The organism is Caballeronia novacaledonica, from assembly GCF_900258035.1.
Taxonomy (GTDB): domain Bacteria; phylum Pseudomonadota; class Gammaproteobacteria; order Burkholderiales; family Burkholderiaceae; genus Caballeronia; species Caballeronia novacaledonica.
Genome location: NZ_OGTP01000031.1, coordinates 16298 through 39736, shown reverse-complemented (window position 1 = coordinate 39736; position 23439 = coordinate 16298). Strand labels below are relative to the sequence as shown.

The following is a 23439-nucleotide window of genomic DNA, read 5'->3' as shown; positions in this document are numbered from 1 at the left end:
CGGCAGCAGGCACGGACCTTAGCATGAGCCGCAAGCCCTTGTCACATCGGGCTTTGCAGCCGATCGGCGCATGCTTTCCCGCGCGGCAGTTGTTACGAAAACCGCCGCGCCAGTAATTTTCAACGAGGTAAGAATGACTGATTTTTCCGGCTCTCGCGTGCTCGTCACCGGCGCCTCGGGGTTTGTCGGGTCGGCGGTCGCGCGGCTCGCGATCGAACGCGGTTTCAACGTGCGCGTGCTCGTGCGCAAGACGAGCCCGCGCAAGAACGTCGAATCGCTGAACGCGGAGATCGTCGTCGGCGACATGCGCGACGAGGCGTCGATGCGCGCCGCGCTCAAGGGCGTGCGCTTCCTGTTTCACGTCGCGGCCGATTACCGCATCTGGGCGCCGGACCCGAGCGAGATCGAGCGCGCGAATCTCGAAGGCACCGAGGCGACGATGCGCGCGGCGCTGGCCGAAGGCGTCGAGCGCATCGTCTATACCAGCAGCGTCGCGACGCTGAAGGTGACGAGTTCCGGCGCGATCGCCGACGAGACGAAGCCGTCGGATCCGGCGAGCACCATCGGCGCCTACAAGCGCAGCAAGGTGCTCGCGGAGCGCGCCGTCGAGCGCATGGTCGCGGAGAACGCGCTGCCCGCGGTGATCGTGAATCCGTCGACCCCGATCGGCCCGCGCGACGTGCGCCCGACACCAACCGGGCGCATCATCGTCGAAGCGGCGACGGGCAAGATTCCCGCCTTCGTCGATACGGGCCTGAATCTCGTGCATGTGGACGATGTCGCGAACGGGCACTTTCTGGCGCTGGAGCGCGGCAAGACGGGCGAGCGGTACGTCCTCGGCGGCGAGAATCTGCCCTTGCAGCAAATGCTCGCGGATATCGCCGGATTCGTCGGCCGCAAGCCGCCGACCATCAGGCTGCCGCGCGGGCCGCTTTATCCGGTGGCCCTGGGCGCGGAACTGATCGCCAAGCTGACCGGCAAGGAACCGATGGTCACGCGCGATGCGTTGCGCATGTCGAAGAACAAGATGTACTTCACGTCGGCGAAGGCCGAACGCGAACTGGGCTACCGCGCGCGGCCGTACCGGGAAGGTTTGAAGGACGCGCTCGACTGGTTCCGCGCGAACGGGTATCTCGCCAGATGAAGCACGGAATCATTTCGTGAAACGTTCCGGCTGGCGCAACGCGGCACAAGATCGCAACTCTTGTATAAGACTTGAAAAACGTTAAGTTATTGATATAGCAAGAAAAACGCCCGTTTTGGCCGTTCTCGCGCGGCGAGATTCACACGCGCACCCCGCAAAATCAGGCAGAATAGCGGTTTGTTGCCGGAGGGGTGCCGAGGCCGGCGGTTTTTTCAACCTGTTTTCGGATGTCGAGACAAGCGATGAGTAATCAGCAACCCACCATCATCTACACCCTGACCGACGAAGCTCCGCTGCTCGCGACCAGCGCCTTTCTGCCGATCATCCGTGCCTTCACCGCGCCGGCGGGCGTCAACGTCGCGACGAGCGACATCTCGGTGGCCGCGCGCATCCTGGGCGAATTCCCCGAATTCCTGACCGACGAGCAGAAGGTTCCCGACAACCTCGCGAAGCTCGGCGAACTCACGCAAGGCGCCGACACGAACATCATCAAGCTGCCGAACATCAGCGCGTCCCTGCACCAGTTGACGAGCGCGATCAAGGAACTGCAGTCGAAGGGCTACAAGCTGCCCGACTACCCCGAAGAGCCGAAGAACGACGAAGAGAAAGCCATCCGCGCGCGCTATGGCAAGTGTCTCGGCTCGGCCGTGAATCCGGTTCTGCGCGAAGGCAACTCGGACCGCCGCGCGCCGCTCGCCGTGAAGAACTACGCGAAGAAGCATCCGCACAGCATGGGCGAGTGGAGCATGGCTTCGCGCACGCACGTCGCGCACATGAAGCATGGCGACTTCTATCACGGCGAAAAGTCCATCACGAACGACAAAGCCCGCGAAGTGCGCATGGAGCTCGTCACGAAGCGCGGCGAGACCATCGTGCTGAAGCCGAAGGTCAAGCTGCAGGACGGCGAGATCGTCGACAGCATGTTCATGAGCAAGAAGGCGCTGGTCGAGTTCTACGAAGAACAGATGGAAGACGCGCGCAAGACGGGCGTCATGCTGTCGCTGCACGTGAAGGCGACCATGATGAAGGTCTCGCACCCGATCGTCTTCGGCCACGCCGTGAAGGTGTTCTATAAAGACGCGTTCGCGAAGCACGCGAAGCTCTTCGAAGAGCTCGGCATCAACGTGAACAACGGTCTGGTCGATCTGTACACGAAGATCGAGACGCTGCCGGAATCGCAGCGCGACGAAGTCATCCGCGACATGCACGCGTGCCACGAGCACCGCCCGGCGCTCGCCATGGTCGATTCGGCCAAGGGCATCTCGAACCTGCACGCGCCGAACGACGTCATCGTCGACGCTTCCATGCCCGCGATGATCCGCGCCGGCGGCAAGATGTGGGGCGCGGACGGTCGTCCGCAAGACACGAAGTGCCTGATTCCGGAAAGCACGTTCGCGCGCATTTATCAGGAAATCATCAACTTCTGCAAGACCAACGGCGCGTTCGATCCGAAGACCATGGGCACGGTGCCGAACGTCGGCCTGATGGCCCAGAAGGCCGAAGAGTACGGCTCGCACGACAAGACCTTCGAAATCGCGGAAGACGGCACCGCGCGCATCGTCGATAACGCGACGAACGAAGTCGTCGAAGGGCTCACGCAGGAAGTCGAGAAGGGCGACATCTGGCGCATGTGCCTCGTGAAGGACGCACCGATCCGCGACTGGGTGAAGCTCGCCGTCACGCGCGTGAAGAACTCGGGCACGCCCGCCGTGTTCTGGCTCGACCCGTATCGTCCGCACGAAGCCGAACTCATCAAGAAGGTCGAGACGTACCTGAAGGACTACGACACCGAGGGCCTCGACATTCACGTCATGTCGCAAGTGCGCGCAATGCGTTACACGCTCGAACGCGTGATTCGCGGCATGGACACGATTTCGGTCACCGGCAACATCCTGCGCGACTACCTCACCGACCTGTTCCCGATCATGGAACTCGGCACGAGCGCGAAGATGCTGTCGATCGTTCCGCTGATGGCGGGCGGCGGCCTGTACGAAACGGGCGCGGGCGGCTCGGCGCCGAAGCACGTGCAGCAGCTCGTGCAGGAAAACCACCTGCGCTGGGACTCGCTCGGCGAATTCCTCGCGCTGGCGGTGTCGCTGGAAGAACTCGGCATCAAGAACGACAACGCGCGTGCGAAGCTCGTCGCGAAGGCGCTCGACGCCGCCACCGGCAAGCTGCTCGACAACAACAAGAGCCCGTCGCCGAAGACCGGCCAGCTCGACAATCGCGGCAGCCAGTTCTATCTCGCGATGTACTGGGCGCAAGAGCTCGCCGCGCAGACCGAGGACAAGGAACTCGCGGCACTGTTCGGGCCGCTCGCGAAGACGCTTGCCGAGAACGAGCAGAAGATCGTCGACGAACTCGCCGCCGTGCAGGGCAATGCGGCGGATATCGGCGGCTACTACATGCCGGACGAGAAGAAGCTCGAAGCGGTGATGCGTCCGAGCAAGACGCTCAACGCCGCGCTCGAGCACGTGCGCGCGAAGTAAGGCGTCACGCGTCCGATGAACCGGCATCTCCTCGGGGATGCCGGTTTTGTTTTTGGACCGACGAAAATCGGCCGTGTAATCCGCACGTTCGGTGCAATTGGTTACAACCTGTGCCGACCTCGCCAAATTCGAGCGGGTAGAATCGTTGCCTCGCTTCCCGCTTGCCAGACACAGACACACTCGCATGAACCTACAAGACCAGCTCGGCGCGCTGGAGTCGAGCCTCGACACGCTCCTTCAGAACGCCGCCGCATCTGCCGAATCATCCGCCGGCTCGTCTGCCGCTCCATTCGTCGAATCGGACGAACCGCCCGCTTTGCACGACGCACGCGAACCGGCCGATTCCGCCGCGCCCGCCGAACCGCCCGGCTTGAACGAGCCGCCCACGCTCGTCGTCTCGCGCCCGCAGCGCGATGCGATTGAAATGACGATCGCGGGCAAGACGGTGAAACTGAGTCCGGAAGGGGTTTCGGAGCTTATCGAGGAATTGTCGAACGTGCGCGCGTCGATGTCGCCGGAGCAGCCCGCCGGCATCGCGCCCGGATGGCGGTTCGCGGCCACCAAAAATCCGGTCATGGCGACGCAGAAATACGCGAACGGCGACCGCCTGCTGGTCATGCGTCACGCCGGGCACGGCTGGGTGCCGTTCACGTTTTCGCCGAACATGGTCGTCGAGCTGTATGCCATGTTGACGAAGAAGTAAGCGCCCGCCGCGGCTTACGAACCTTCCTGAGTCGGCGCCTGCACGCGCGCCTTCCACTGCCCGCCTTTTCCGCTCCAGAAACGCACGGCCGAGCCGATCGTCGCGCTCACGTAGAACAACGCGACGAGCGGCAGAAGCGGCGCCCACAAGAGAGACCGGCGGTAGTGGCGCAGCGTCGGACCATAGGCGATGCACATGAACGCCCACGCCGCGCAGGCGGGCCAGGCCCGCGCGCCGTAGGCGAGCGCGAGCACCGGCGGCGCGAGATAGATCACCGCCATGCCGAGCACGGTGCCGGCGAGCAGCAACGGCGAATAGCGCAATTGCGTGAACGCCGTGCGGGCGATCATGTTCCAGATATCGCGCCAGCTATCGTAAGGACGCAGCGATTCGCTGCGATCGGCGAGATCGAGGCGGATCGGGCGCGCGTCGTTGCGGCCCGCGCGATGTTTGATGCGCGCGGCGAGACTGCAATCGTCGATCAGTTCCTGACGGATCGACTCGATGCCGCCCGCCTCCACCAGCGCCGAACGGCGCACGAGCATGCAGCCGCCCGCCGCGCCGGCCGTTGGTTTCTTCACGTCGTTGACCCAGGCGAACGGATAGAGCTTCGCGAAGAAGAACACGAACGCGGGAATCAGCATCTTTTCCCAGAGCGAATCGCAACGCAGACGCACCATGAGCGAGACCAGATCGCGGTCTTCGAGAATCGTGCGCGCGACGAGCTGCGTCGCGGCATCGGCGGGATGGTGGATGTCCGCGTCGGTCAGGAGCAGGAACTCGGCGGGCAGCCCGAGCGAATCGATCGCGCCGATGCCCTGCGACTGCGCCCACACCTTGCCCGACCAGCCCGGCGGCAACGGCTGCGCGGTCAGCACCGTGAGACGGTCTTCGAGCCCGAGCTCGCGGGCGGCGGCGAGCGCGACGCTGGCGGTGCCGTCGGTGCTGTGGTCATCGACGACGATCACATGGAACGCGCCCGCATAGTCCTGCTTCACGAGCGAGCCGACCGCGCGCCCGATGACGTCGGCCTCGTTGCGCGCCGGCACGACGGCCACGAGCGCGGGCCACGCGCCGCGACGCGCGATCTCCGCGTTGCCGACGGCGTGGACCGTCGTAACGGACAGCGCCGGCGCGGGCTCGGCGCGCCAGAAACCGCCGCGGGCGAACAGCAGCACAATCCAGATCAAAAAAGACAGCCAGGCGATCAGTAGCATGGAATAAACGATTATTTCGAAAACGGTGACGCGGCCGGATGGCGCGATCGACGAGGCGTTGCGCGAAAAAGACACACATTTGCCCGCGCCGCAAGCGCGGCCCGGAACCTTCGAACGGCGCAAGTCGTGCCGCCGTGCGGTTCGGGGGCGCTCGACAGTTTACTGGGTTCTCGAAATTGTCGTATTGGCGCGCGGCGGCCGGCGGCGCGCAGTGAAGCGGGCATTGAGCACCCAAAAAGGGAACGGGTTAGAATACGCGGTCATCTTCGGCGCGCAGACGGACATCACCGTGTCTTTTTTTCCGGTCTGCTTTTCCCGGCGCGTTCCTGACGTTTCCGAGGCGTCGTGAAGGCCGAATCAAAGGAAAGCGCGAGCTTCGCGCCAGCTAACCCCGAAACCCGCGTCAGTCGGAGTTCGTTCGAATATGCGTATCATCCTTGCTCAACCCCGCGGCTTTTGTGCGGGTGTGGTCCGTGCGATCGAAATCGTCGATCGGGCCCTCGAACGACATGGCGCGCCCGTCTATGTGCGTCACGAAATCGTTCACAACCGTCATGTCGTCGACAACCTGCGCAGCAAGGGTGCGCGTTTCGTCGAAGAGCTGGATGAAGTGCCGCACGGCGCGGTTGCGATCTTCAGCGCGCACGGCGTCGCGCAGAGCGTCGAAAAGGATGCGCAGACGCGCGGGCTCGACGTGCTGGACGCTACCTGCCCGCTCGTCACGAAGGTTCACGTGCAGGGTCGTCAGTACGTGTCTCAGGGACGCACGCTGATTCTCATCGGCCATGCGGGTCATCCGGAAGTGGAAGGCACGATCGGGCAGATTCCGGGCGAAGTCGTGCTGGTGCAGAGCGAAGGCGAAGTGGACAAGATGACGCTCGCGCCGGACACGCCCGTCGCGTACGTCACGCAGACCACGCTTTCGGTCGACGACACGCGCGGCATCATCGATGCCTTGCAGCGCCGTTTCACGGATATCGTCGGCCCGGACACGCGCGACATCTGCTACGCGACGCAGAACCGCCAGGCCGCCGTGCGCGAGTTGTCGAGCCAGGTGGATGTGCTGCTCGTCGTCGGCGCGACCAATAGTTCCAATTCGAACCGCCTGCGGGAGATCGGCGCCGAGACCGGCGTTCCGAGCTACCTCGTCGCGGACGGTTCAGAGATCAAGCCGGAGTGGTTTGCCGATGTGCAGACGGTCGGCATCACCGCGGGCGCTTCGGCACCCGAGGAAATGGTCAAACATGTGATCGATGCCCTGCGCGCGTTCGGAAACGTCGAAGTCACGACGATGAACGGCCGTGAGGAAAAGGTCGAATTCAAACTCCCCGCGAAGCTCACCCAGCCGGTCGCCGCCGTTGCGGCAACCGCGATTCGCGAAGAATAAGGAGAGGACGCAATTGTCTATCCCGATGCTCCAGAAGGCCCGCGTAGGCGCCTACATCTTCAAGCAGCACCTGACGGGCAACAAGCGCTACCCGCTCGCGCTGATGCTGGAACCGCTGTTCCGCTGCAATCTCGCCTGTAACGGCTGCGGCAAGATCGATTATCCGGATCCGATCCTGAACCAGCGTCTGTCGCTGCAGGAATGCCTCGAAGCCGTCGACGAATGCGGCGCGCCGGTCGTGTCGATCGCGGGTGGCGAACCCTTGCTGCACAAGGAAATGCCGCAGATCGTGAAGGGCATCATGGCGCGCAAGAAGTTCGTGTATCTCTGCACGAACGCGCTCCTGATGGAAAAGAAAATGGACGACTACGAGCCGAGCCCGTACTTCGTCTGGTCGGTGCATCTCGACGGCGACCGCGAGGCGCACGATCACTCGGTTTCGCAGCCGGGCACGTACGACAAGGCCGTCGCCGCCATCAAGGAAGCGAAGCGCCGCGGTTTCCGCGTGAACATCAACTGCACGCTGTTCAACGATGCCGAACCCGAGCGCGTGGCGAATTTCTTCGACACGCTCGGCCCCATCGGCGTCGATGGCATCACGGTTTCGCCGGGCTATGCGTACGAGCGCGCGCCGGATCAGCAGCACTTCCTGAATCGCGAAAAGACCAAGAATCTCTTCCGCGAAATCTTCAAGCGCGGCAATAACGGCAAGAACTGGTCGTTCAGCCAGTCGACGCTGTTCCTCGACTTTCTCGCGGGCAACCAGACGTATCAGTGCACGCCGTGGGGCAACCCGGCGCGCACGGTGTTCGGCTGGCAAAAGCCCTGCTATCTGGTCGGCGAAGGTTACGTGAAGACCTTCAAGGAACTGATGGAAACCACCGACTGGGACAAGTACGGCACGGGCAAGTATGAAAAGTGCGCGGACTGCATGGTTCATTGCGGCTTCGAGGCGACCGCCGTGATGGATACGGTTGCGCATCCGCTGAAGGCCGCGAAGATCGCGCTTTCGGGTCCGCGTACGACGGGCGCATTCGCCAAGGATCTGCCGATCGACAAGCAGCGTCCGGCCGAATACGTGTTCTCGCGGCATGTGGAGATCAAGCTGGAAGAGATCGGCCGCACGCAGAAGAACAAGGGCGCGAAGACGGCGGCGGCGGTGAATTGAGTTGCGGTTGAACGTGTAGAAACGCGAAGGGCGGGTGACTTGGGTCATCCGCCCTTTTTGTTTTTGTCTACCAGATCGTTCTGACGTGCTCGTATTTGCGAATCAGCCGATCCCTTGTCACCAGGGGCGCCGAAAGCGCGCGCGCCGTCGCGACGATGACGCGATCTGCAGGATCATTGTGAAAGTCGCCGGGCAGTTCGATCGATCTGATGGCAATGCTGCTATCCACCGGCATGAACCGCACAGCGTCGATTCGACCGACCCGCTCGACCCAGTCGCCGACGTCCATCGATAATCCGATCTTGCCTCGTCTCACCAGTAGTGCAATCTCCCACGCACTGATGGCGGAGACGACGATTTCTCCGTCTTCACCCGATTCCTCCTTGATCGCCGCGCGCGCCGCTTTGCCGAGCGCCCCTCCGCCGATCCACCAAAGAAGCGTGTGCGTGTCCAGCACGATCATCGATACGCCTCCCAGTCGTCCTCGCCGATCGGTTCGAATGCATCTTCGCAAAACAGCACGCTTCCGCGCAGTTCTTCCAGCGGCGTCAGCGATGAACTCTCGTAACGCCGGACTTCGAGCACGGGCTTTCCATGGTCGGTCACAATGATATGTTCTCCTGTCGATTCCACGAGCCGGAAGTACTCGAGCGCCTTGGCCTTGAACTCCGATTTCGAAACTCGCTTCACACTCATGATAGCGCCCATGGTCATTTTTAAGTGGTCATTTTAGCCTCGTCCGAATGGAATAGGCACAACGGACATTTCCGCACGCACAAAAAAAAACGCGACGGCTCATCACCGTCGCGTTCTCGTCAATCCGAAGCGCCATCAACTCAGCAGCACTTCCCCGCTCCCGATCCATACCTCGCTTCCTGACGCTCGCGGAAAAACTCCGCGTAGCTCATCACCGGCTTGTCGGGATGTGTGGTCTGCATGTGCGTGACGTACGCGTCGTAATCGGGCATCCCGACCATCAGACGCATCGTCTGGCCGAGATACCGTCCCGCTTGTCGAAGATCGCTGAACATCGCGCGCTCCTAGTGGCTCGAACGAACCGCCGCGCCCGCACCCGCGGGCATCGCCTCGAAAGGCGTCTCGCGCACCGTCGGCTTCGCTTCGCGACGCGCGCGCAGCACCGCCAGCACGCCGTACACCGCGATGCTCACCACCACGAAGATGAACAGCCCGGCAAGCGCCGCATCGACGTAATCGTTGAAGATGATGCGCTGCATCTCCGCGAGCGACTTCGCCGGCGCCATGACCTTGCCCGCGTCGTACGCGTCCTTCAGCTTGCCCGCGTGCGCGAGAAAGCCGACCTTCGGATTCGCGTCGAAAATTTTCTGCCAGCCGGCCGTCAGCGTGCAGATGAGCAGCCAGATCGTCGGGACCAGCGTGACCCACGCATAGCGCTCGCGCTTCATCTTGAACAGCACGACGGTGCCGAGCATCAGCGCGATGCCCGCGAGCATCTGGTTCGAAATGCCGAAGAGCGGCCACAGCGTGTTGATGCCGCCGAACGGATCGACCACGCCCTGATACAGGAAGTAGCCCCACGCGGCGACGCACAGCCCCGTCGCGACGAGATTGGCCGGCAGCGACTCCGTGCGGCGCAGCGCCGGATGGAACGTGCCGAGCAGATCCTGCAGCATGAAGCGGCCGGCGCGCGTGCCGGCGTCGACGGCGGTCAGAATGAAAAGCGCCTCGAACAAGATGGCGAAGTGATACCAGAACGCCATCATCGCCGGGCCGCCGATCACCTGATGAAGAATGTGCGCCATGCCGACCGCGAGCGTCGGCGCGCCGCCGGCACGCGCCACGATGGTCGTCTCGCCGACCGCCTTCGCCGTCGACGTCAGCATGTCCGGCGTCAGCAGGAAGCCCCAGCTCGACACGGTCTGCGCAACCGCTTCGGGCGTCGAGCCGAGCAGCGCGGCGGGGCTGTTCATCGCGAAATACACGCCCGGCTCGATCACGCAGGCGGCGACGAGCGCCATCATCGCGACGAACGATTCCATCAGCATCGCGCCATAGCCGATGAAGCGCATGTTGACTTCGTTATCGATCATCTTCGGCGTCGTGCCCGACGAGATCAGCGCGTGGAAGCCCGACACCGCGCCGCACGCGATCGTGATGAACAGGAACGGGAACAGATTGCCCGACCACACCGGCCCGCTGCCATCGACGAACTTCGTGAAGGCCGGCATCTTCAGCTCCGGCGCGACGATCAGAATGCCGATCGCGAGGCCGAGAATCGTGCCGATCTTGAGGAACGTCGACAGATAATCGCGCGGCGCGAGCAGCAGCCACACCGGCAGCACCGACGCGACGAAACCGTAGCCGATCAGAATCCACACGAGCTGCACGCCCGTGAACGTGAAGTACGGCGCGAGCGTCGCCGATTCGGCTACTTGCCCGCCATATACGATCGCGAGCATCAGGCCGACGAAACCGATGATCGACACCTCGCCGATGCGCCCCGGACGAATGTAGCGCGTGTAGATGCCCATGAAGAGCGCGATCGGAATGGTCGCCGCGACCGTGAACGTGCCCCACGGCGAATTGGTCAGCGCCTTCACGACGATCAGCGCGAGCACCGCGAGAATGATCACCATGATGAGGAACGCGCCGAAGAGCGCGATCACGCCGGGCACGGTGCCGAGTTCCATCTTGATGAGATCGCCGAGCGAGCGGCCGTCGCGGCGCGTCGAGATGAACAGGACGACGAAATCCTGCACCGCGCCCGCGAACACCACGCCGCCGAGAATCCACAGCATGCCGGGCGTGTAGCCCATCTGCGCGGCGAGCACCGGACCGACCAGCGGACCCGCGCCCGCGATCGCCGCGAAGTGATGGCCGAAGAGCACGAATTTGTTCGTCGGCACGTAGTCGAGGCCGTCGTTATGACGAACGGCCGGCGTCATGCGCAGGCCGTCGAGTTGCAGGACCTTCGCCGCGATGAAGCGCGAGTAGAACCGGTAAGCAATGAGATAGACGCAGACCGCCGCGATGACGATCCATAGTGCGCTGATACGCTCGCCGTGCGCGAGTGCGATGGTGCCGAATGCGAACGCGCCGAGCAGCGCGAGCGCGATCCAGACCAGGAATCCGGAAGCCCGATTCATGGCGTCTCCTTAGTTATTGACCCGTGAGGTCGATGGATGCGCCGTGATAGCGCATTGGGCGGTAGTATTCGCTTTCGCCACGGCGCTTACAAGCGCATAACTACGTATGCGCGCTACGTGGCTTCACGTAGCGGAAAACCCTGTATCTGTATCGATGAATCTCAAGGCAAAGATCTTCCTGCTCGCGATCGTGCCGTTCGCGCTGGCGATCGGCGGCATCACCTACGGAGTGCGCCAGCAGGCGCAATCGCTCGCACAGGCGCAGCACGACACCACGCAGGCCGCGTACATGTCGAGCAAGGAGATCGAACTGCGGCATTACGTCGAGATCGCGAAGAGCGCCATCGCGCCCTACTACGACGCGCCCGCGAACGATCCGCGCAGCGACGACGAACGCCGCCGCCTCGCGCTCGACGCGCTCCAGCGGCTCGACTTCGGACAGGACGGCTACTTTTTCGTCTACACGATGCACGGCATGTCGCTGATGCATCCGCGCCAGCCCGATCTCGTCGGGCGCGATCTCTGGCTGATGCGCGACCCGAACGGCGCGCTGACCATTCAGGAACTCGTCACGCAGGCATCGAAAGGCGGCGGCTACGTGCGCTACGTCTGGCGCCGGCCGTCCACCGGGCTGCTCGCGCCGAAGCTCGGCTACGTGGTGCCGCTCGAGCGCTGGGGCTGGATGATGGGCACCGGCATCTATCTGGAAGATGTCGAAACGACGCTCGCGCGCATCGATTCGCAGGCGGCCGCGAACATCGAACGCACGCTGATGTGGATCGGCGGGATCGCGCTCGCCGCGCTCGCGATCATCGCGGTGTGCGGCGCGGTGCTCAACATCAGCGAGCATCGCAGCGCCGACGCGAAGCTGAAGCGCCTCGCGCGGCAGGTCGTGGACTCGCAGGAACAGGAACGCGCGCGGCTGTCGCGCGAGTTGCACGACGGCATCAGCCAGATGCTCGTCTCGGTGAAGCTGCTGCTCGAATCGGCGCTCGCGCGTTTCGAGCGCGGCGCGGCGCGCGAGCCGACCGCCGAAGCCGCGCTCGCGACGAGCCTCGGACGCCTCTCCGGCACGCTGCGCGAAGTGCGCCGCATCTCGCATGCGCTGCGCCCCGCGATGCTCGACGATCTCGGTCTCGCCGCCGCGCTGGAACAGCTCGCGCGCGAATTCGACGGACACGGCGGCATCGCGGCGCGCTTCGAATCGACGGACGACGGCACGCCTTGTGCGACGCAGCGCACGACCCTGCCCGATCCCGTCAATACCGTGCTCTTTCGCATCGCGCAGGAAGCGCTGACCAACATCGCGCGACACGCGCAGGCGTCGCGCGCGGCGATCACGCTCGATATCGCCGCACACGCCGTCACACTCGACATCACTGATAACGGCCGCGGCTTCGACGCGCACAGCGCGTTGTCCGATCCGGCGAGCGGCGTCGGTCTGCGCAACATGCGCGAGCGGCTCGACACGCTCGGCGGCACACTGGCGATCAGCTCGCAACTCGGCCGCACGTCGATCGCCGCGAGCGTGCCGCTGCCGCTCGCGGCTCCCAATCTCCAAGGACATACCGATGAGCGCTGAGCCCGCCCGCATCATTCTCGTGGACGATCACCCGCTGGTGCGCGACGGCCTGCGCGCGCGCCTCGACTCCGTACCGCGTCTCACGGTCATCGGCGAGGCCGGCAACGCGAACGAAGCGCTCGCGCTCGCCGCCAGCGAGTCGAATCCGCCGGATCTCGCGTTGATGGACGTCGGCATGGCCGGCATGAGCGGCATCGAACTGGCGGCGCTTTTTCACGAGCGGCACCCGGGCATCCGCGTGCTGATGTTGTCGATGCACGACAACGTGGAGTACGTGAAGCAGGCGGTGCGCGCGGGCGCGAGCGGCTACGTGCTGAAGGATTCGCCCGCCACCGAGATCATTCAGGCAATCGACGCGGTGCTCGCCGGAAAGACGTTTTTCAGCGCCGGGCTCGCCGCGCGCATGATTCAGGCACAGTCGATGCAGACGCCGCTCGAACGTCTGACACCGCGCGAACTCGACATCCTCGATGCGCTGGCCGAGGGCTTGTCGAGCAAGCAGATCGCGCAGCAGCACGGGCTGTCGGTGCGCACGGTGGAAACGCATCGGCTGAATTTGAAGCGCAAACTGGACATCGACGGACAGGCCGAGTTGATCAAGTTCGCGGTGGAGCACCGCCGGACCTGAAGCCGGCCTGCCGGCGAAAGAGACGCGAACTCAGCCCGCGGAACGGGCGTTGTGCTCGGAAAGGAACTTGATGAGACCGTCGACGCCGCCCTTTTGCAACTGGCCGACGAACTGTTGCTGATAGACCTGGATGAGCCAAGCGCCCATCATGTCGATGTCGTAGATTTTCCAGCCCTGCGGCGTCTTCTCCAGACGATAGCGCACCGGGTTGTCGCCGCCCGTGGAAATGACGTGCGATTCGACGACCGTGTCTTTCGCGTTGGCGTCGAGTTTGGGCGCGTCGAACTTGAACGTCACGTCCTGATCGCGCAACTGCGCGAGCGAGGCCGCATAGGTGCGGACCAGAAGCGTCTGGAACTGGTCGTAAAGCTGCTTTTGCTGCTCGGGCGTGGCGCTCGCCCAGGCTTTGCCGACCGCGATGCGCGTGGTGCGCTGGAAGTCGGTGGCGGGCAGGAAGCGCGTTTCGACGAGCTGCGTAATCTTCGCCATGTCGCCGCCGCGCGCCTGCGGGTCGGCCTTCATCGCGTTGACCGTGCCTTCGACGGCGTTCTTCACGACGGCATCGGGACTCGTTTGTGCGAGCGCCTCGCCCGTAAAGGACAGCGAGGCAAGGAGGAAAGCAAAGCAAAAAGACAGATAGCGTTTCATGGCACCCGTTCTCTAATCAGGTTTGGTGGCGCGGGTTGTGCGGCCTTCGGACATTGCACGAGCGGCCAGCCGGCTGCGAGGTCAGTATATCGACACCGCCGCGCCGCGACAGTTCAAGCACGGCGCGTTGCGATGCGCCCGGTATACTTGCGCGGCTTCCCGCATCGTTTCATTTTCACGGAAGTGATCCGGTTTCCGGCGGTCGGCATCATGCAATTCGCGCGTTCGCACGCATAAAAGATAACAGGGCACTCCAGGTAGCGTCTTCATGCTGACGTCCAACATTACTCGCTTCGTCACTCTCGCCATCCGCCGGCCGGCGTGGATTATCGCCGTTTCGCTTCTGCTCGGCGTGCTCTCCACGATTTATGTCGTCCATCACTTCAAAATCAGCACCGACGTCAGCCAGTTGATCGAGACGGAGCCCGAATGGGCTGCGCGCAGCAAGGCCATCGACGCGGCGTTTCCGCAGCGCGGCGCGACGCTGCTGATCGTGGTTCAGGCGCCCGCCCAGGAATTCGCCGATGCCGCCGCCAACGAACTCGCCGCCGCGCTCGCGAAGGAGCCGGAGCGCTTCAAGTCGGTTTCGCAGCCCGAAGGCGGCGCGTTCTTCGAGCACGACGGCCTGCTGTATCTGCCGGCGGACAAGGTCGAGCAGGTCACGAAGCAGCTCGTGCAGGCGCGCCCGCTCATCAACACGCTCGCGCACGACCCGACGCTCACCGGCCTCGCGCAGACGCTCAACACCACGCTCAATCTGCCGCTGACGCTGGGACAGGTCAATCTCGGCCAGATGGCCGGTCTGCTCGGCAGGAGCGCGACCGTGCTCGACCGGGTCCTCGCGAATCAGCCCGCCGCGTTCTCGTGGCGCGGCCTCGCGGATGCGTCGAATGCAAACGCGCCCGGACGCGCGTTCGTCACCGTCCTGCCGGAACTGAACTTCAACGCGCTGAAGGCGGCGGCGGGCACGTCGGACGAGATTCGCGCGAAGGCCGCCGAACTCGGCCTCGACAAAAAGTATGGCGCGACGCTGCATCTGACGGGCGCGCAACCGCTCGCCGACGAGGAATTCGCGTCCGTGCAGGACGGCGCCGTGCTCAACGGCGTGCTGACTTTCCTCGTCGTGCTGATCATTCTCTGGGTCGCGCTGCGCTCGAAGCGCATGATCTTCGCGGTGTTCGTCACGGTCTTCGTCGGGCTCGCGATCACCGCCGCGCTCGGCCTCATGATGGTCCACGCGCTCAACATGATCTCGGTCGCGTTCATGGTGCTCTTCGTCGGCCTGGGCGTGGACTTCGGCATCCAGTTCGGCGTGAAGTATCGCGAGGAGCGCTACAAGCACAAACGGCTCGACGTATCGCTCGCGGAAACCGCGCGCCATGTCGCGGTGCCGCTCACGCTCGCCGCCACCGCGACGGCCGCGAGCTTCTTCTCGTTTCTGCCGACCGCGTATCGCGGCGTGTCGGAACTGGGGCTGATCGCGGGCGTCGGCATGTTCGTCGCGTACGCGACCAACATGACGCTCTTGCCCGCGCTCATCAAGGTCTTCGCGCCGCCGGGCGAAGCGCACTCGCCAGGCTTTCCGGTGCTCGCGCCGCTCGACGAATTCCTCGACAAACACCGCAAGCCGGTGCTGATCGGCACGCTCGTGGTCGTGATCGGCGCGCTGCCGCTGCTCTTCGATCTGCGTTTCGACTTCAATCCGCTGCATCTGAAGGATCCGCACACCGAGTCGATGGCGACGCTCATCGCGCTCAAGGATTCGCCCGAAGGCGCGGTGAACGATGTCGCGGTGCTCGCGCCCTCGCTCGCGGCGGCGGACGACATCGCCGCGAAGCTGCGCAAACTGCCGCAAGTCGGCAGCGCGACGACGCTCTCCTCGCTCATTCCGTCCGATCAGCCGAAGAAGCTCGAACTCATCAAATCCGCCGCCGATCAACTGCTGCCCGCGCTCGATCAGCAGACGGCGTCGCCCGCGACGGACGCGGTGCGCGTCGCGGCGCTGAAACGCGTGTCGAGCCAGCTCTCGCTCGCCGCCGACGAACATCCCGGACCCGGCGACAAGGAAGCGAAGCATTTGTCGCAGACGCTCGCGAAGCTGGCGCAAGCCGACGCCGCGACGCGCGATCGCGCCGAGCACGCGATGGCCGAGCCGCTGCGCCTCGCGCTCGCGCAATTGCGCGCGCTGCTCACGCCGACGGAAATCACGCGCGAAACGCTGCCGCCGCAGATGGTCGCGTCGTTCGTGACGCCGCAGGGCCAGGCGCTCGTCGATATCGCGCCGAAAATCCCGCCGGGCGTCGATCCGAACGACGACGCGCTGCTCGCCCGCTTCGCCGACGCCGTGCAGAAGGCCGAACCCGACGCGATCGGCGGGCCGATTTCCGTGCGCCATTCGGCGGAGACGATCATCCGGGCGTTCGAGCAGGCGGCGCTCTACTCGCTCATCGCGATCACCGTGCTGCTGTGGATCGCGCTGCGCCGTTTTGGCGATGTTTTAAGAACTTTGGTACCGTTGCTCGTCTCCGCGATCGTCACGCTGGAACTGTGCGTCGTCTTCGGGATGCCGCTCAACTTCGCGAACATCATCGCGCTGCCGCTGATGCTGGGCGTCGGCGTCGCGTTCAAGATCTATTTCGTGATGGCGTGGCGTTCCGGGCAGACGCGCTTGCTACAGTCCAGCCTCACCCATGCCGTTATGTTCAGTGCGGCCACGACGGCGACGGCATTCGGCAGCCTGTGGTTCTCTCATCATCCGGGCACGTCCAGCATGGGACGGCTGCTGGCGCTGTCGCTCTTTTGCACGCTGATCGGCGCGGTGGTTTTCCAGCCCGTTCTGATGGGCAAGCCGCGCAAGGTGCGCGCGGCGGCGCGAGCGAAGCTCAGGGCGGCGCAACGACATGACAACCTAAGAGGAATTGAAGAATGAAGTGGGGATCGACGGTTTTGACCGCTCGTGCAATGCGCAAATTGGGGATGAGTCTGGCGATGGCGGGCGCGCTCGCGACGACGGGCTGCGCGACCGGCCCGGACCGCAATCCGAAAGACCCGCTGGAGCCGATGAACCGCAAGATCTTCACGTTCAACGACACGCTCGATACTTACGTCGCCAAGCCCGTCGCGCAGTTCTACGTCGATTACACGCCGAGCCCGTTCCGCACCGCGGTCAGCAATTTCTTCTCGAATCTCGGCGATTTCTCGAACTTCGCGAACAACCTGCTGCAGTTGAAGATCACCGATGCGACGCAGGATCTGATGCGCATCGCGATGAACTCGCTGTTCGGCATCGGCGGCCTGATCGATATCGCATCGCCGGCGGGCTTGCCGAAGCATCATCAGGACTTCGGCCTGACGCTCGGGCATTACGGCATGCCGTCGGGGCCGTATCTCGTGCTGCCGCTGCTCGGACCGAGCTCGTTCCGCGATTCGACGACCTGGCTCGTCGACTGGCGCGTGAATCCCGTGAGTTATACCGAGGCGGAGATTCGCTGGCCGTTGTATGGCGTCAACTTCGTGAGCGCGCGTGCGGATTTGATCGGCGCGACCGATCTGCTCTCGGCGGCCGCGCTCGACAAATACGCGTTCGTGCGTGACGCGTACACACAGCGGCGTCAGTATCTGCTGACGGGAGGCGGCGCAAGCACGCTGCCCGATTACGGCGACGAGGGCGCATCGGAGCCGGAGGGCGCGAGCGCGCCGGGCGAGACCGGCGGTGGCAGCAAGGAACAGGGCTTGCCGACGTATGTCGATCCGGGCGCGGCGGTCTCGCCGGCGGGTGGCGTCGGCGGGAAATCGCCTGCGCCGGAAGAAAACGCGCCGAAGGGCGAGCCGTCGCCGAGTTCGAGCAAGGGACAAGGGCTGCCGCAGTACGAGGATCCGGCGGCGGAGCCCGCGGGCAAGTAGGCGAGTATGAAAAACGGCGCGTGAGCGCCGTTTGCTTTTAGTGAGCCGACTCTTCGACGGCTTCCTCGATCAAATCGTCGCCCGACAATTTCGGCGCTTCCACCGTACCCTGATCGCGCCGATACGCCTCGAACAGTTCATCTGCATAGCGGATCTTCGTGCGGCCGTGCGGCGCGGGCTCGCCCTGCTCGTTCAGATTCACGAACACCATCTTCTCGACGGTCAGAATGCTTTTGCGCGTGATCTTGTTGCGGACTTCCGCGCGCAGCGTGATCGACGTGCGGCCGAAATGCGTCGCGGTGATGCCCAGTTCGATGATGTCGCCCTGACGTGCCGAACTGACGAAGTTGATCTCGGACATGAACTTGGTCACGACGCGCTGGTTGCCCAGTTGCGAAATTGCGTAAATCGCGGCTTCTTCGTCGATCCAGCGCAGAAGGCTGCCGCCGAACAGGCTTCCGTTCGGATTCAGATCTTCGGGCTTGACCCATTTGCGGGTGTGAAAATTCATTTGCGGTTCCTCGTTTTCTTTGCCGCGCGCGTCGCCGGACAGAGCAATCGACGCGCGCTTAATTAGGGTTTTCCCTGATTATAACGAGGTAAGGGTTAACCCGCAGAAAACAAGGGCTCAGGCAAACGCGAGCGCCCGCGCCGTTCCCAGCGCGTGCCGCGCCTGCACGAGCGTCGCGCGGGCCGCGCGGGCGTCGGAGGCGAGCCGCAGAAGCGCGCCCAGTTGCGACGGATCGCGCAGCAGTTCACGCAAAATCGGACGGATGGCCGTTGTGCCGTCATCGCGCAGGCCGGCGGTCGCGGCGGGCGGCAGCGTGCGCCACGCCGGATCGACAATCGCCCGGCAGACGGCGAACGGCAAGCCGCGCGCAGTCGCGATCGCCCCGGCGATGTGCGATTCCATATCGACGGCCAGCGCGCCGGTCGACGAATGCAGCGAGCGCTTTTCCGCCCCGCTCTTCACGGGCGCGGCGACGCCCGCCATCCGGCCGCGCCGCATGATCCGCTCGACGGGCGTGCCCGCGAACGCATCGACGATACGCGCGGACCACGCCGCGTCGGTATGCAGTTCGCCGAACGGACCGCACACGCTCTCGGCGACAATCAGTTCGCCCGGCTCGAGATCCGGCGCGAGCCCGCCCGCCGTGCCGAAGCTGATGATGCCCGAGCAGCCGCGCGCGATCGCATCGGACAACGCGCGTTCGAGCCAGTCGGCGCGCGCCGCGAACACCACATCGACGCCGCGTCCGCGCACGATCTTCGCCTCGAACGCCATGCCCGTCACGGCGACGACAGGCGCGTTCACATTGCCGCCATCACGCGCGTGAGGCCGTCGCGCGTCAGGTTGCGATAGCGCGCGAGCGCCCACAGCGGGAAAAACTTGCGATAGCCGTGGTAGCGCAGATAAAACACGCGCGGAAAACCGGTCGCCGTGAAGCGCGTTTCGTCCCACAGACCGTGCGACTGCTGCGTCCTCAGCAGATAGCCGACGCCGCGCGCAACGGCCGGATGCTCGACCAGACCCGCCGCCATCAGCCCGAGCAGCGCCCAGGCCGTCTGCGACGCCGTGCTCTGCGCCTGCTCGTAACCGCGATAGTCCAGCTTGTAGCTCTCGCCGTCCTCGCCCCAGCCGCCGTCGCTGTTTTGAATGCCGATGAGCCAGTCCGCCGCGCGCTTCATGCGCGGGTCCGTCGGCGCGACGCCGGCGGCGTTCAGCGCGCTCATCGCCGACCAGGTGCCGTAGATGTAGTTCAGGCCCCAGCGTCCGTACCAGCTTCCGTCGCGTTCCTGTCCCCGGACGATGTAGTCGAACGCGCGGCGCGCAGGCTCGCTGTTGAGCGACGTCTCGCCGAGCTGCGCGAGCATCGACAGGCAGCGCGCGGACACGTCGACCGTCGGCGGATCGAGCAGCGCGCCGTGATCCGAGAACGGAATGTTGTTCAGGTAGTACTGCGTGTTTTCCGGCTCGAACGCGCCCCAGCCGCCGTCGCTGCTCTGCATGCCGACGACCCACTCGCGCGCCCGCGCGATCGACTCGCCGTACATTGCCGTGCCGTTCTCGCGATCGGCGCGCTCCATCGCCATCGCGACGACGGCGGTGTCGTCGACGTCGGGATAATGCGGGTTCGCGAACTGGAACGCCCAGCCGCCCGGCCGCACGTTCGGACGGCGCGAGATCCAGTCGCCGTAGACGTCGAGAATCTGCAGCGGCACGAGCCATGCGAGCCCGCGCGCCACCGCCGAGCGGGCTTTCGGCATGCCGGTTTCGAGCAGCGCATGCGCCGCGAGCGACGTATCCCACACCGGCGACAGGCACGGCTGGCAATACGCTTCGCCATCGTCGGCTTCATCGACGATGAGCAGTTTGTCGAGCGACTTGCGCGCGATCGCGCGGTTCGGATGCTCGGGCGGATAACCGAGCACGTCGTACATCATCACCGAGTTGGCCATCGCCGGAAAAATCGCGCCGAGACCGTCCTCGCCGTTCAGACGCTCGTCCACGAAGCGCACCGCTTCATCGATCGCGCGTTCGCGGCCGGCTTTCGGCAACAGCGGATCGGCGACGCGCAGAATCGAATCGACGACGCGGAAAAACGCGAACCAGCCGCGGCCCTGATGCCCCGAGCGCGCCGGCATGCCGGTGTTGACCGGCGGATTCGTGAACACTTCGTCGATGCGCACGCCGCGCGGATTGCGCGCGCGCGGGCGTTTCGCGTTGAGCACGAGCATCGGCACGATCACCGTGCGCGCCCAGTACGACACCTTCGAGAGATGAAACGGAAACCACATCGGCAGGCGCATGATCTCGACGGGCATCATCGGCACCGCGCGCCACGACACGACGCCGAAGAGCGCGAGCAGGATGCGCGTGAACACGTTCACCTTTTCCGCGCCGCCCGCGGCGAGAATCGCGCGGCGGGCGCGCTGCATGTGCTCGGCATCGGGCGAATCGCCGATCATCTTCAGCGCGAAATACGCCTTCACGGTCGCGGAAACGTCCATCGCGCCGTCGGTGAAGAGCGGCCAGCCGCCGTCCTCGCGTTGAATGCGGCGCAGATAGCGGCCGATCTTCGCTTCGAGCTTCTCGTCGGCGGTTTCGCCGAGATAGTGGACGAGCAGCACGTATTCAGCCGGGATAGTTGCGTCCGCTTCGAGTTCGTAGAGCCAGTAACCGTCCGGATGTTGCGCCGCGAGCAGCGCGTCGGTGGCGCGGTTGACGGCGGAATCGAGCGAGGCGCCCGACACCTGCGCGCCAGCGGCCGACAGGGATAAATCGTTCATCAGCGTTCCATCGATGGGTTCAACAGCGCCTCCGCGGCCTTCTGGCCGGAGCGGATCGCGCCTTCGATCGTCGCGGGCAGGCCGGTCGCCGTCCAGTCGCCCGCGAGCGTGAAATTGGGCCAGCGCGTGCGCGTGGCGGCCCGCAGGCCTTCCTGCGCGGGCACGGCGGCAAACGTCGCGTGTTCCTCGACGACCACCTGCCAGGGCGGCGTCGAAGCCGCGGGCATGCGCATCGCCTTGGCCGTTTCCTGCCAGAGCGCCTGCGCGAGCGCTTCGTGCGGCGTCGCGAGCCATCGGCCGGCGCTGGCGAGCGTGACCGACAGCCGGCCGTCCGCCGCGAAAACCCAGTCCGACATGCCGTTGACGACGCAGGTCATCGGCTGAAAGCCCGCCGGCACGTCGACGGCGAAATGCACGGTGACGATCGCGCGCGACGCATCCGGCGTGGTCAGCTCCGGCACCAGCCGGCGCGCCGCGTCGGGTGGCACGGCGAGCACGACGCCGTCGCCCGCTCCGAGCGCGACAGGCTCCGCGCCTTCGAAAGCCAGCGAGCTTACACGCTCCGTCGAATCCGTGCCCGATACCCCGATACCCGCGACGCGCGAGCCGAGCCGAATCTCCGCGCCGCCATACTGCAGATGCCGCAGCGCGGGCTCGACGAACGCATGCGACAGCCCGCTTCTCGCAATCAGCGGACGGCACGCCTGGCCGCCCTGCGCCACCGTCTCGCGCAGCAATCCGGCGGCGAGCTCAGCGCTCGCCTCGGACGGATCGGCATTGAGCATGGCGCGCAGCAGCGGGCGCACGAGAAGATCCCACACGCGATCCTTCCGTCGCACGGATTCCTCGATCGTGCGGCCCGGCTTCGCCCAGAAGAGCGGCAGGAACGGCAGGTAGTCGGCGGGCAGCGTGCCGGGCACGCGCGCTTCGGCGTCGAAGATCCAGCGCGGCAAGCGGCCGGGCGACATGCGGATCGTCCAGGTGTTGCCGGTTGCGGCATCGAAAAAGGGATACTCGGCGTGCGTCGGGCCGATCAGCGTGTCGGTCGCGCCGATTGCGCGCAGATACGCCATCGTCGATTGATTGCCTGACAGCAGCAGATGATTGCCGTTGTCGAGCGTCACGCCGAGCTTTGCATCGAAGAAAGAGCGGCAACGGCCGCCCGCGTGAGGCGCCGCCTCGTGCAGCACGACGCGCGCGCCGCGCCGTTGCGCCTCGACCGCGGCGGCAAGTCCGGCGATGCCCGCCCCGACGACGAAGACCCGCCGGGACATCAGATCAGGTTGCGCGCCACGATCCACAGCAGGCGCGCACGCGGCGTGCGCACGCGCGTGCGCGGCAGGTCGAAGCCGCGTTTCAGATTGGCGTCGAGCACGGTGCGATACGCCGCCGACATGATGCGCGGCGCGCGCACCTGGGCGCGCGGCGACGCCGCCATGATCGCGTCGGACTGGGCATAGTGGCCCTTCGCGCGCTCGGCGAGCACGGCGCACACGCGCGGCAGGCGCGCATCGCCGACGATGCCGGCCGGATCGCTCGTCGAAATGCCTTCGCGCGCGAGCAGTTCGCGCGGCAGATACACGCGGCCGATTTCCGCGTCCTCGTCGATGTCGCGCAGGATGTTGGTCAGTTGCAGCGCGCGGCCGAGATGGTGCGCGAGCCGCCGCCCGGCGTCCTCGTGCATCCCGAAAATTCTCACCGACAGCCGACCGACCGCGCTCGCCACGCGATCGCAATAGAGGTCGAGCGTGGCTTCGTCGGGCGCGACGATGTCGCCGGCGGCGTCCATCGCCATGCCGTCGATCACAGCGTGGAAGTCGTCGCGGGAAAGCTGAAAAGCCTGGATGTGGCGCGTGAGCCCTTCGAGCGATGGCTTCGGCTTGCCGGCGTAGCACGCGTCGATGTCTTCGCGCCACTGGTCGAGCGCGAACGCGCGCTCGCGGCGCGGCAAGGTGCCTTCGTCGGCGATGTCGTCGACCGCGCGGCAGAACGCGTAGATCTGGTACATCGCGTCCCGCTGCTCGGCGGGAAGGATGCGCATCGCGAGATAAAACGAGCTTCCCGACGACGTTTTCGCGGCGTCTGGAGCAGGATCTTCAGCGATGGTGTTGGAAACGGCCAAGACGAACTCCGCTGTGGCGCCCCCAAGGGCAA

At 65.0% G+C, this 23439-nt stretch carries 21 protein-coding genes; 10 read left to right on the top strand and 11 right to left on the bottom strand.

What is annotated here, in order from left to right:
* Positions 1-133 precede the first annotated feature (133 nt).
* From hpnA to NOV72_RS28655, 3 genes are all read left to right on the top strand, one after another.
* Positions 134-1144 carry a hopanoid-associated sugar epimerase gene (gene hpnA / locus NOV72_RS28665; RefSeq protein WP_106857902.1) on the top strand — a complete coding sequence of 337 codons (1011 nt, stop codon included), beginning with the start codon at positions 134-136 and terminating at the stop codon, positions 1142-1144.
* Positions 1145-1386: 242 nt separating this feature from the next.
* Positions 1387-3633: an NADP-dependent isocitrate dehydrogenase gene (locus NOV72_RS28660; RefSeq protein ID WP_106857901.1), complete on the top strand. Its 2247-nt coding sequence runs from the start codon at positions 1387-1389 to the stop codon at positions 3631-3633.
* A 184-nt stretch (positions 3634-3817) separates the two neighbouring features.
* Positions 3818-4336 (top strand): hypothetical protein, encoded by a 519-nt coding sequence (locus NOV72_RS28655; protein ID WP_106857900.1) that lies wholly within the window; start codon positions 3818-3820, stop codon positions 4334-4336.
* Between the two features lie 14 nt (positions 4337-4350).
* On the opposite strand, the gene NOV72_RS28650 is transcribed toward NOV72_RS28655, so the two are convergent.
* Positions 4351-5553, bottom strand: coding sequence for a glycosyltransferase (locus tag NOV72_RS28650; RefSeq protein ID WP_106857932.1), 1203 nt, complete (start codon positions 5551-5553; stop codon positions 4351-4353).
* 25 nt (positions 5554-5578) lie between these two features.
* Here NOV72_RS28650 and NOV72_RS32100 point away from each other — a divergent pair, with 25 nt between their 5' ends.
* From NOV72_RS32100 to hpnH, 3 genes are all read left to right on the top strand, one after another.
* Positions 5579-5902 carry a hypothetical protein gene (locus NOV72_RS32100; RefSeq protein ID WP_146150055.1) on the top strand — a complete coding sequence of 108 codons (324 nt, stop codon included), beginning with the start codon at positions 5579-5581 and terminating at the stop codon, positions 5900-5902.
* 75 nt (positions 5903-5977) lie between these two features.
* Positions 5978-6940, top strand: coding sequence for a 4-hydroxy-3-methylbut-2-enyl diphosphate reductase (gene ispH, locus NOV72_RS28645; protein ID WP_106857899.1), 963 nt, complete (start codon positions 5978-5980; stop codon positions 6938-6940).
* A gap of 13 nt (positions 6941-6953) precedes the next feature.
* Positions 6954-8108: an adenosyl-hopene transferase HpnH gene (gene hpnH, locus NOV72_RS28640; RefSeq protein ID WP_106857898.1), complete on the top strand. Its 1155-nt coding sequence runs from the start codon at positions 6954-6956 to the stop codon at positions 8106-8108.
* Between the two features lie 67 nt (positions 8109-8175).
* Here hpnH and NOV72_RS28635 read toward each other — a convergent pair whose 3' ends face one another.
* The 4 genes from NOV72_RS28635 to NOV72_RS28620 form a co-directional block, all read right to left on the bottom strand.
* A complete protein-coding gene (locus NOV72_RS28635) occupies positions 8176-8571 on the bottom strand; it encodes a type II toxin-antitoxin system VapC family toxin (RefSeq protein ID WP_106857897.1) in 396 nt (131 codons plus the stop codon).
* A complete protein-coding gene (locus tag NOV72_RS28630) occupies positions 8568-8807 on the bottom strand; it encodes a type II toxin-antitoxin system Phd/YefM family antitoxin (protein ID WP_425428799.1) in 240 nt (79 codons plus the stop codon). Before NOV72_RS28630 ends, NOV72_RS28635 begins: the two co-directional genes overlap by 4 nt.
* A gap of 137 nt (positions 8808-8944) precedes the next feature.
* Positions 8945-9139 carry a YbdD/YjiX family protein gene (locus NOV72_RS28625; protein ID WP_008354281.1) on the bottom strand — a complete coding sequence of 65 codons (195 nt, stop codon included), beginning with the start codon at positions 9137-9139 and terminating at the stop codon, positions 8945-8947.
* 9 nt (positions 9140-9148) lie between these two features.
* Positions 9149-11233 carry a carbon starvation CstA family protein gene (locus NOV72_RS28620; protein WP_106857896.1) on the bottom strand — a complete coding sequence of 695 codons (2085 nt, stop codon included), beginning with the start codon at positions 11231-11233 and terminating at the stop codon, positions 9149-9151.
* A gap of 154 nt (positions 11234-11387) precedes the next feature.
* Here NOV72_RS28620 and NOV72_RS28615 point away from each other — a divergent pair, with 154 nt between their 5' ends.
* Together NOV72_RS28615 and NOV72_RS28610 are read left to right on the top strand one after the other, a co-directional pair.
* A complete protein-coding gene (locus NOV72_RS28615) occupies positions 11388-12815 on the top strand; it encodes a cache domain-containing protein (protein WP_106857895.1) in 1428 nt (475 codons plus the stop codon).
* A complete protein-coding gene (locus tag NOV72_RS28610) occupies positions 12805-13443 on the top strand; it encodes a response regulator (protein WP_106857894.1) in 639 nt (212 codons plus the stop codon). The genes NOV72_RS28615 and NOV72_RS28610 overlap by 11 nt, the downstream gene beginning before the upstream one ends.
* 30 nt (positions 13444-13473) lie before the next feature.
* Here the strand turns inward: NOV72_RS28610 and NOV72_RS28605 are convergent, their stop codons facing one another.
* Entirely contained in the window at positions 13474-14091 is a 618-nt protein-coding gene (locus NOV72_RS28605) for an MlaC/ttg2D family ABC transporter substrate-binding protein (RefSeq protein WP_106857893.1), read from the bottom strand.
* Positions 14092-14359: 268 nt separating this feature from the next.
* Between NOV72_RS28605 and hpnN the strand changes: the two genes are divergently transcribed.
* The gene (gene hpnN / locus NOV72_RS28600) at positions 14360-17020 is read left to right on the top strand and encodes a hopanoid transporter HpnN (protein WP_106857892.1); all 2661 of its coding nucleotides are present in this window, start codon (positions 14360-14362) and stop codon (positions 17018-17020) included.
* Positions 17021-17052: 32 nt separating this feature from the next.
* Complete coding sequence (locus NOV72_RS28595) at positions 17053-17994, top strand: MlaA family lipoprotein (protein ID WP_245933193.1); 942 nt, start codon at positions 17053-17055, stop codon at positions 17992-17994.
* A gap of 37 nt (positions 17995-18031) precedes the next feature.
* On the opposite strand, the gene NOV72_RS28590 is transcribed toward NOV72_RS28595, so the two are convergent.
* From NOV72_RS28590 to hpnD, 5 genes are all read right to left on the bottom strand, one after another.
* Positions 18032-18505, bottom strand: a complete 474-nt coding sequence (locus NOV72_RS28590; RefSeq protein WP_106857890.1) for an acyl-CoA thioesterase — start codon at positions 18503-18505, stop codon at positions 18032-18034.
* Positions 18506-18622: 117 nt separating this feature from the next.
* Positions 18623-19279: a phosphorylase gene (locus NOV72_RS28585; RefSeq protein ID WP_245933196.1), complete on the bottom strand. Its 657-nt coding sequence runs from the start codon at positions 19277-19279 to the stop codon at positions 18623-18625.
* 26 nt (positions 19280-19305) lie between these two features.
* Positions 19306-21285 (bottom strand): squalene--hopene cyclase, encoded by a 1980-nt coding sequence (shc, locus tag NOV72_RS28580; protein WP_106857888.1) that lies wholly within the window; start codon positions 21283-21285, stop codon positions 19306-19308.
* The gene (hpnE, locus tag NOV72_RS28575; RefSeq protein WP_106857887.1) at positions 21285-22559 is read right to left on the bottom strand and encodes a hydroxysqualene dehydroxylase HpnE; all 1275 of its coding nucleotides are present in this window, start codon (positions 22557-22559) and stop codon (positions 21285-21287) included. Before hpnE ends, shc begins: the two co-directional genes overlap by 1 nt.
* Complete coding sequence (gene hpnD / locus NOV72_RS28570; RefSeq protein WP_106857886.1) at positions 22559-23407, bottom strand: presqualene diphosphate synthase HpnD; 849 nt, start codon at positions 23405-23407, stop codon at positions 22559-22561. Before hpnD ends, hpnE begins: the two co-directional genes overlap by 1 nt.
* Positions 23408-23439: the final 32 nt, after the last annotated feature.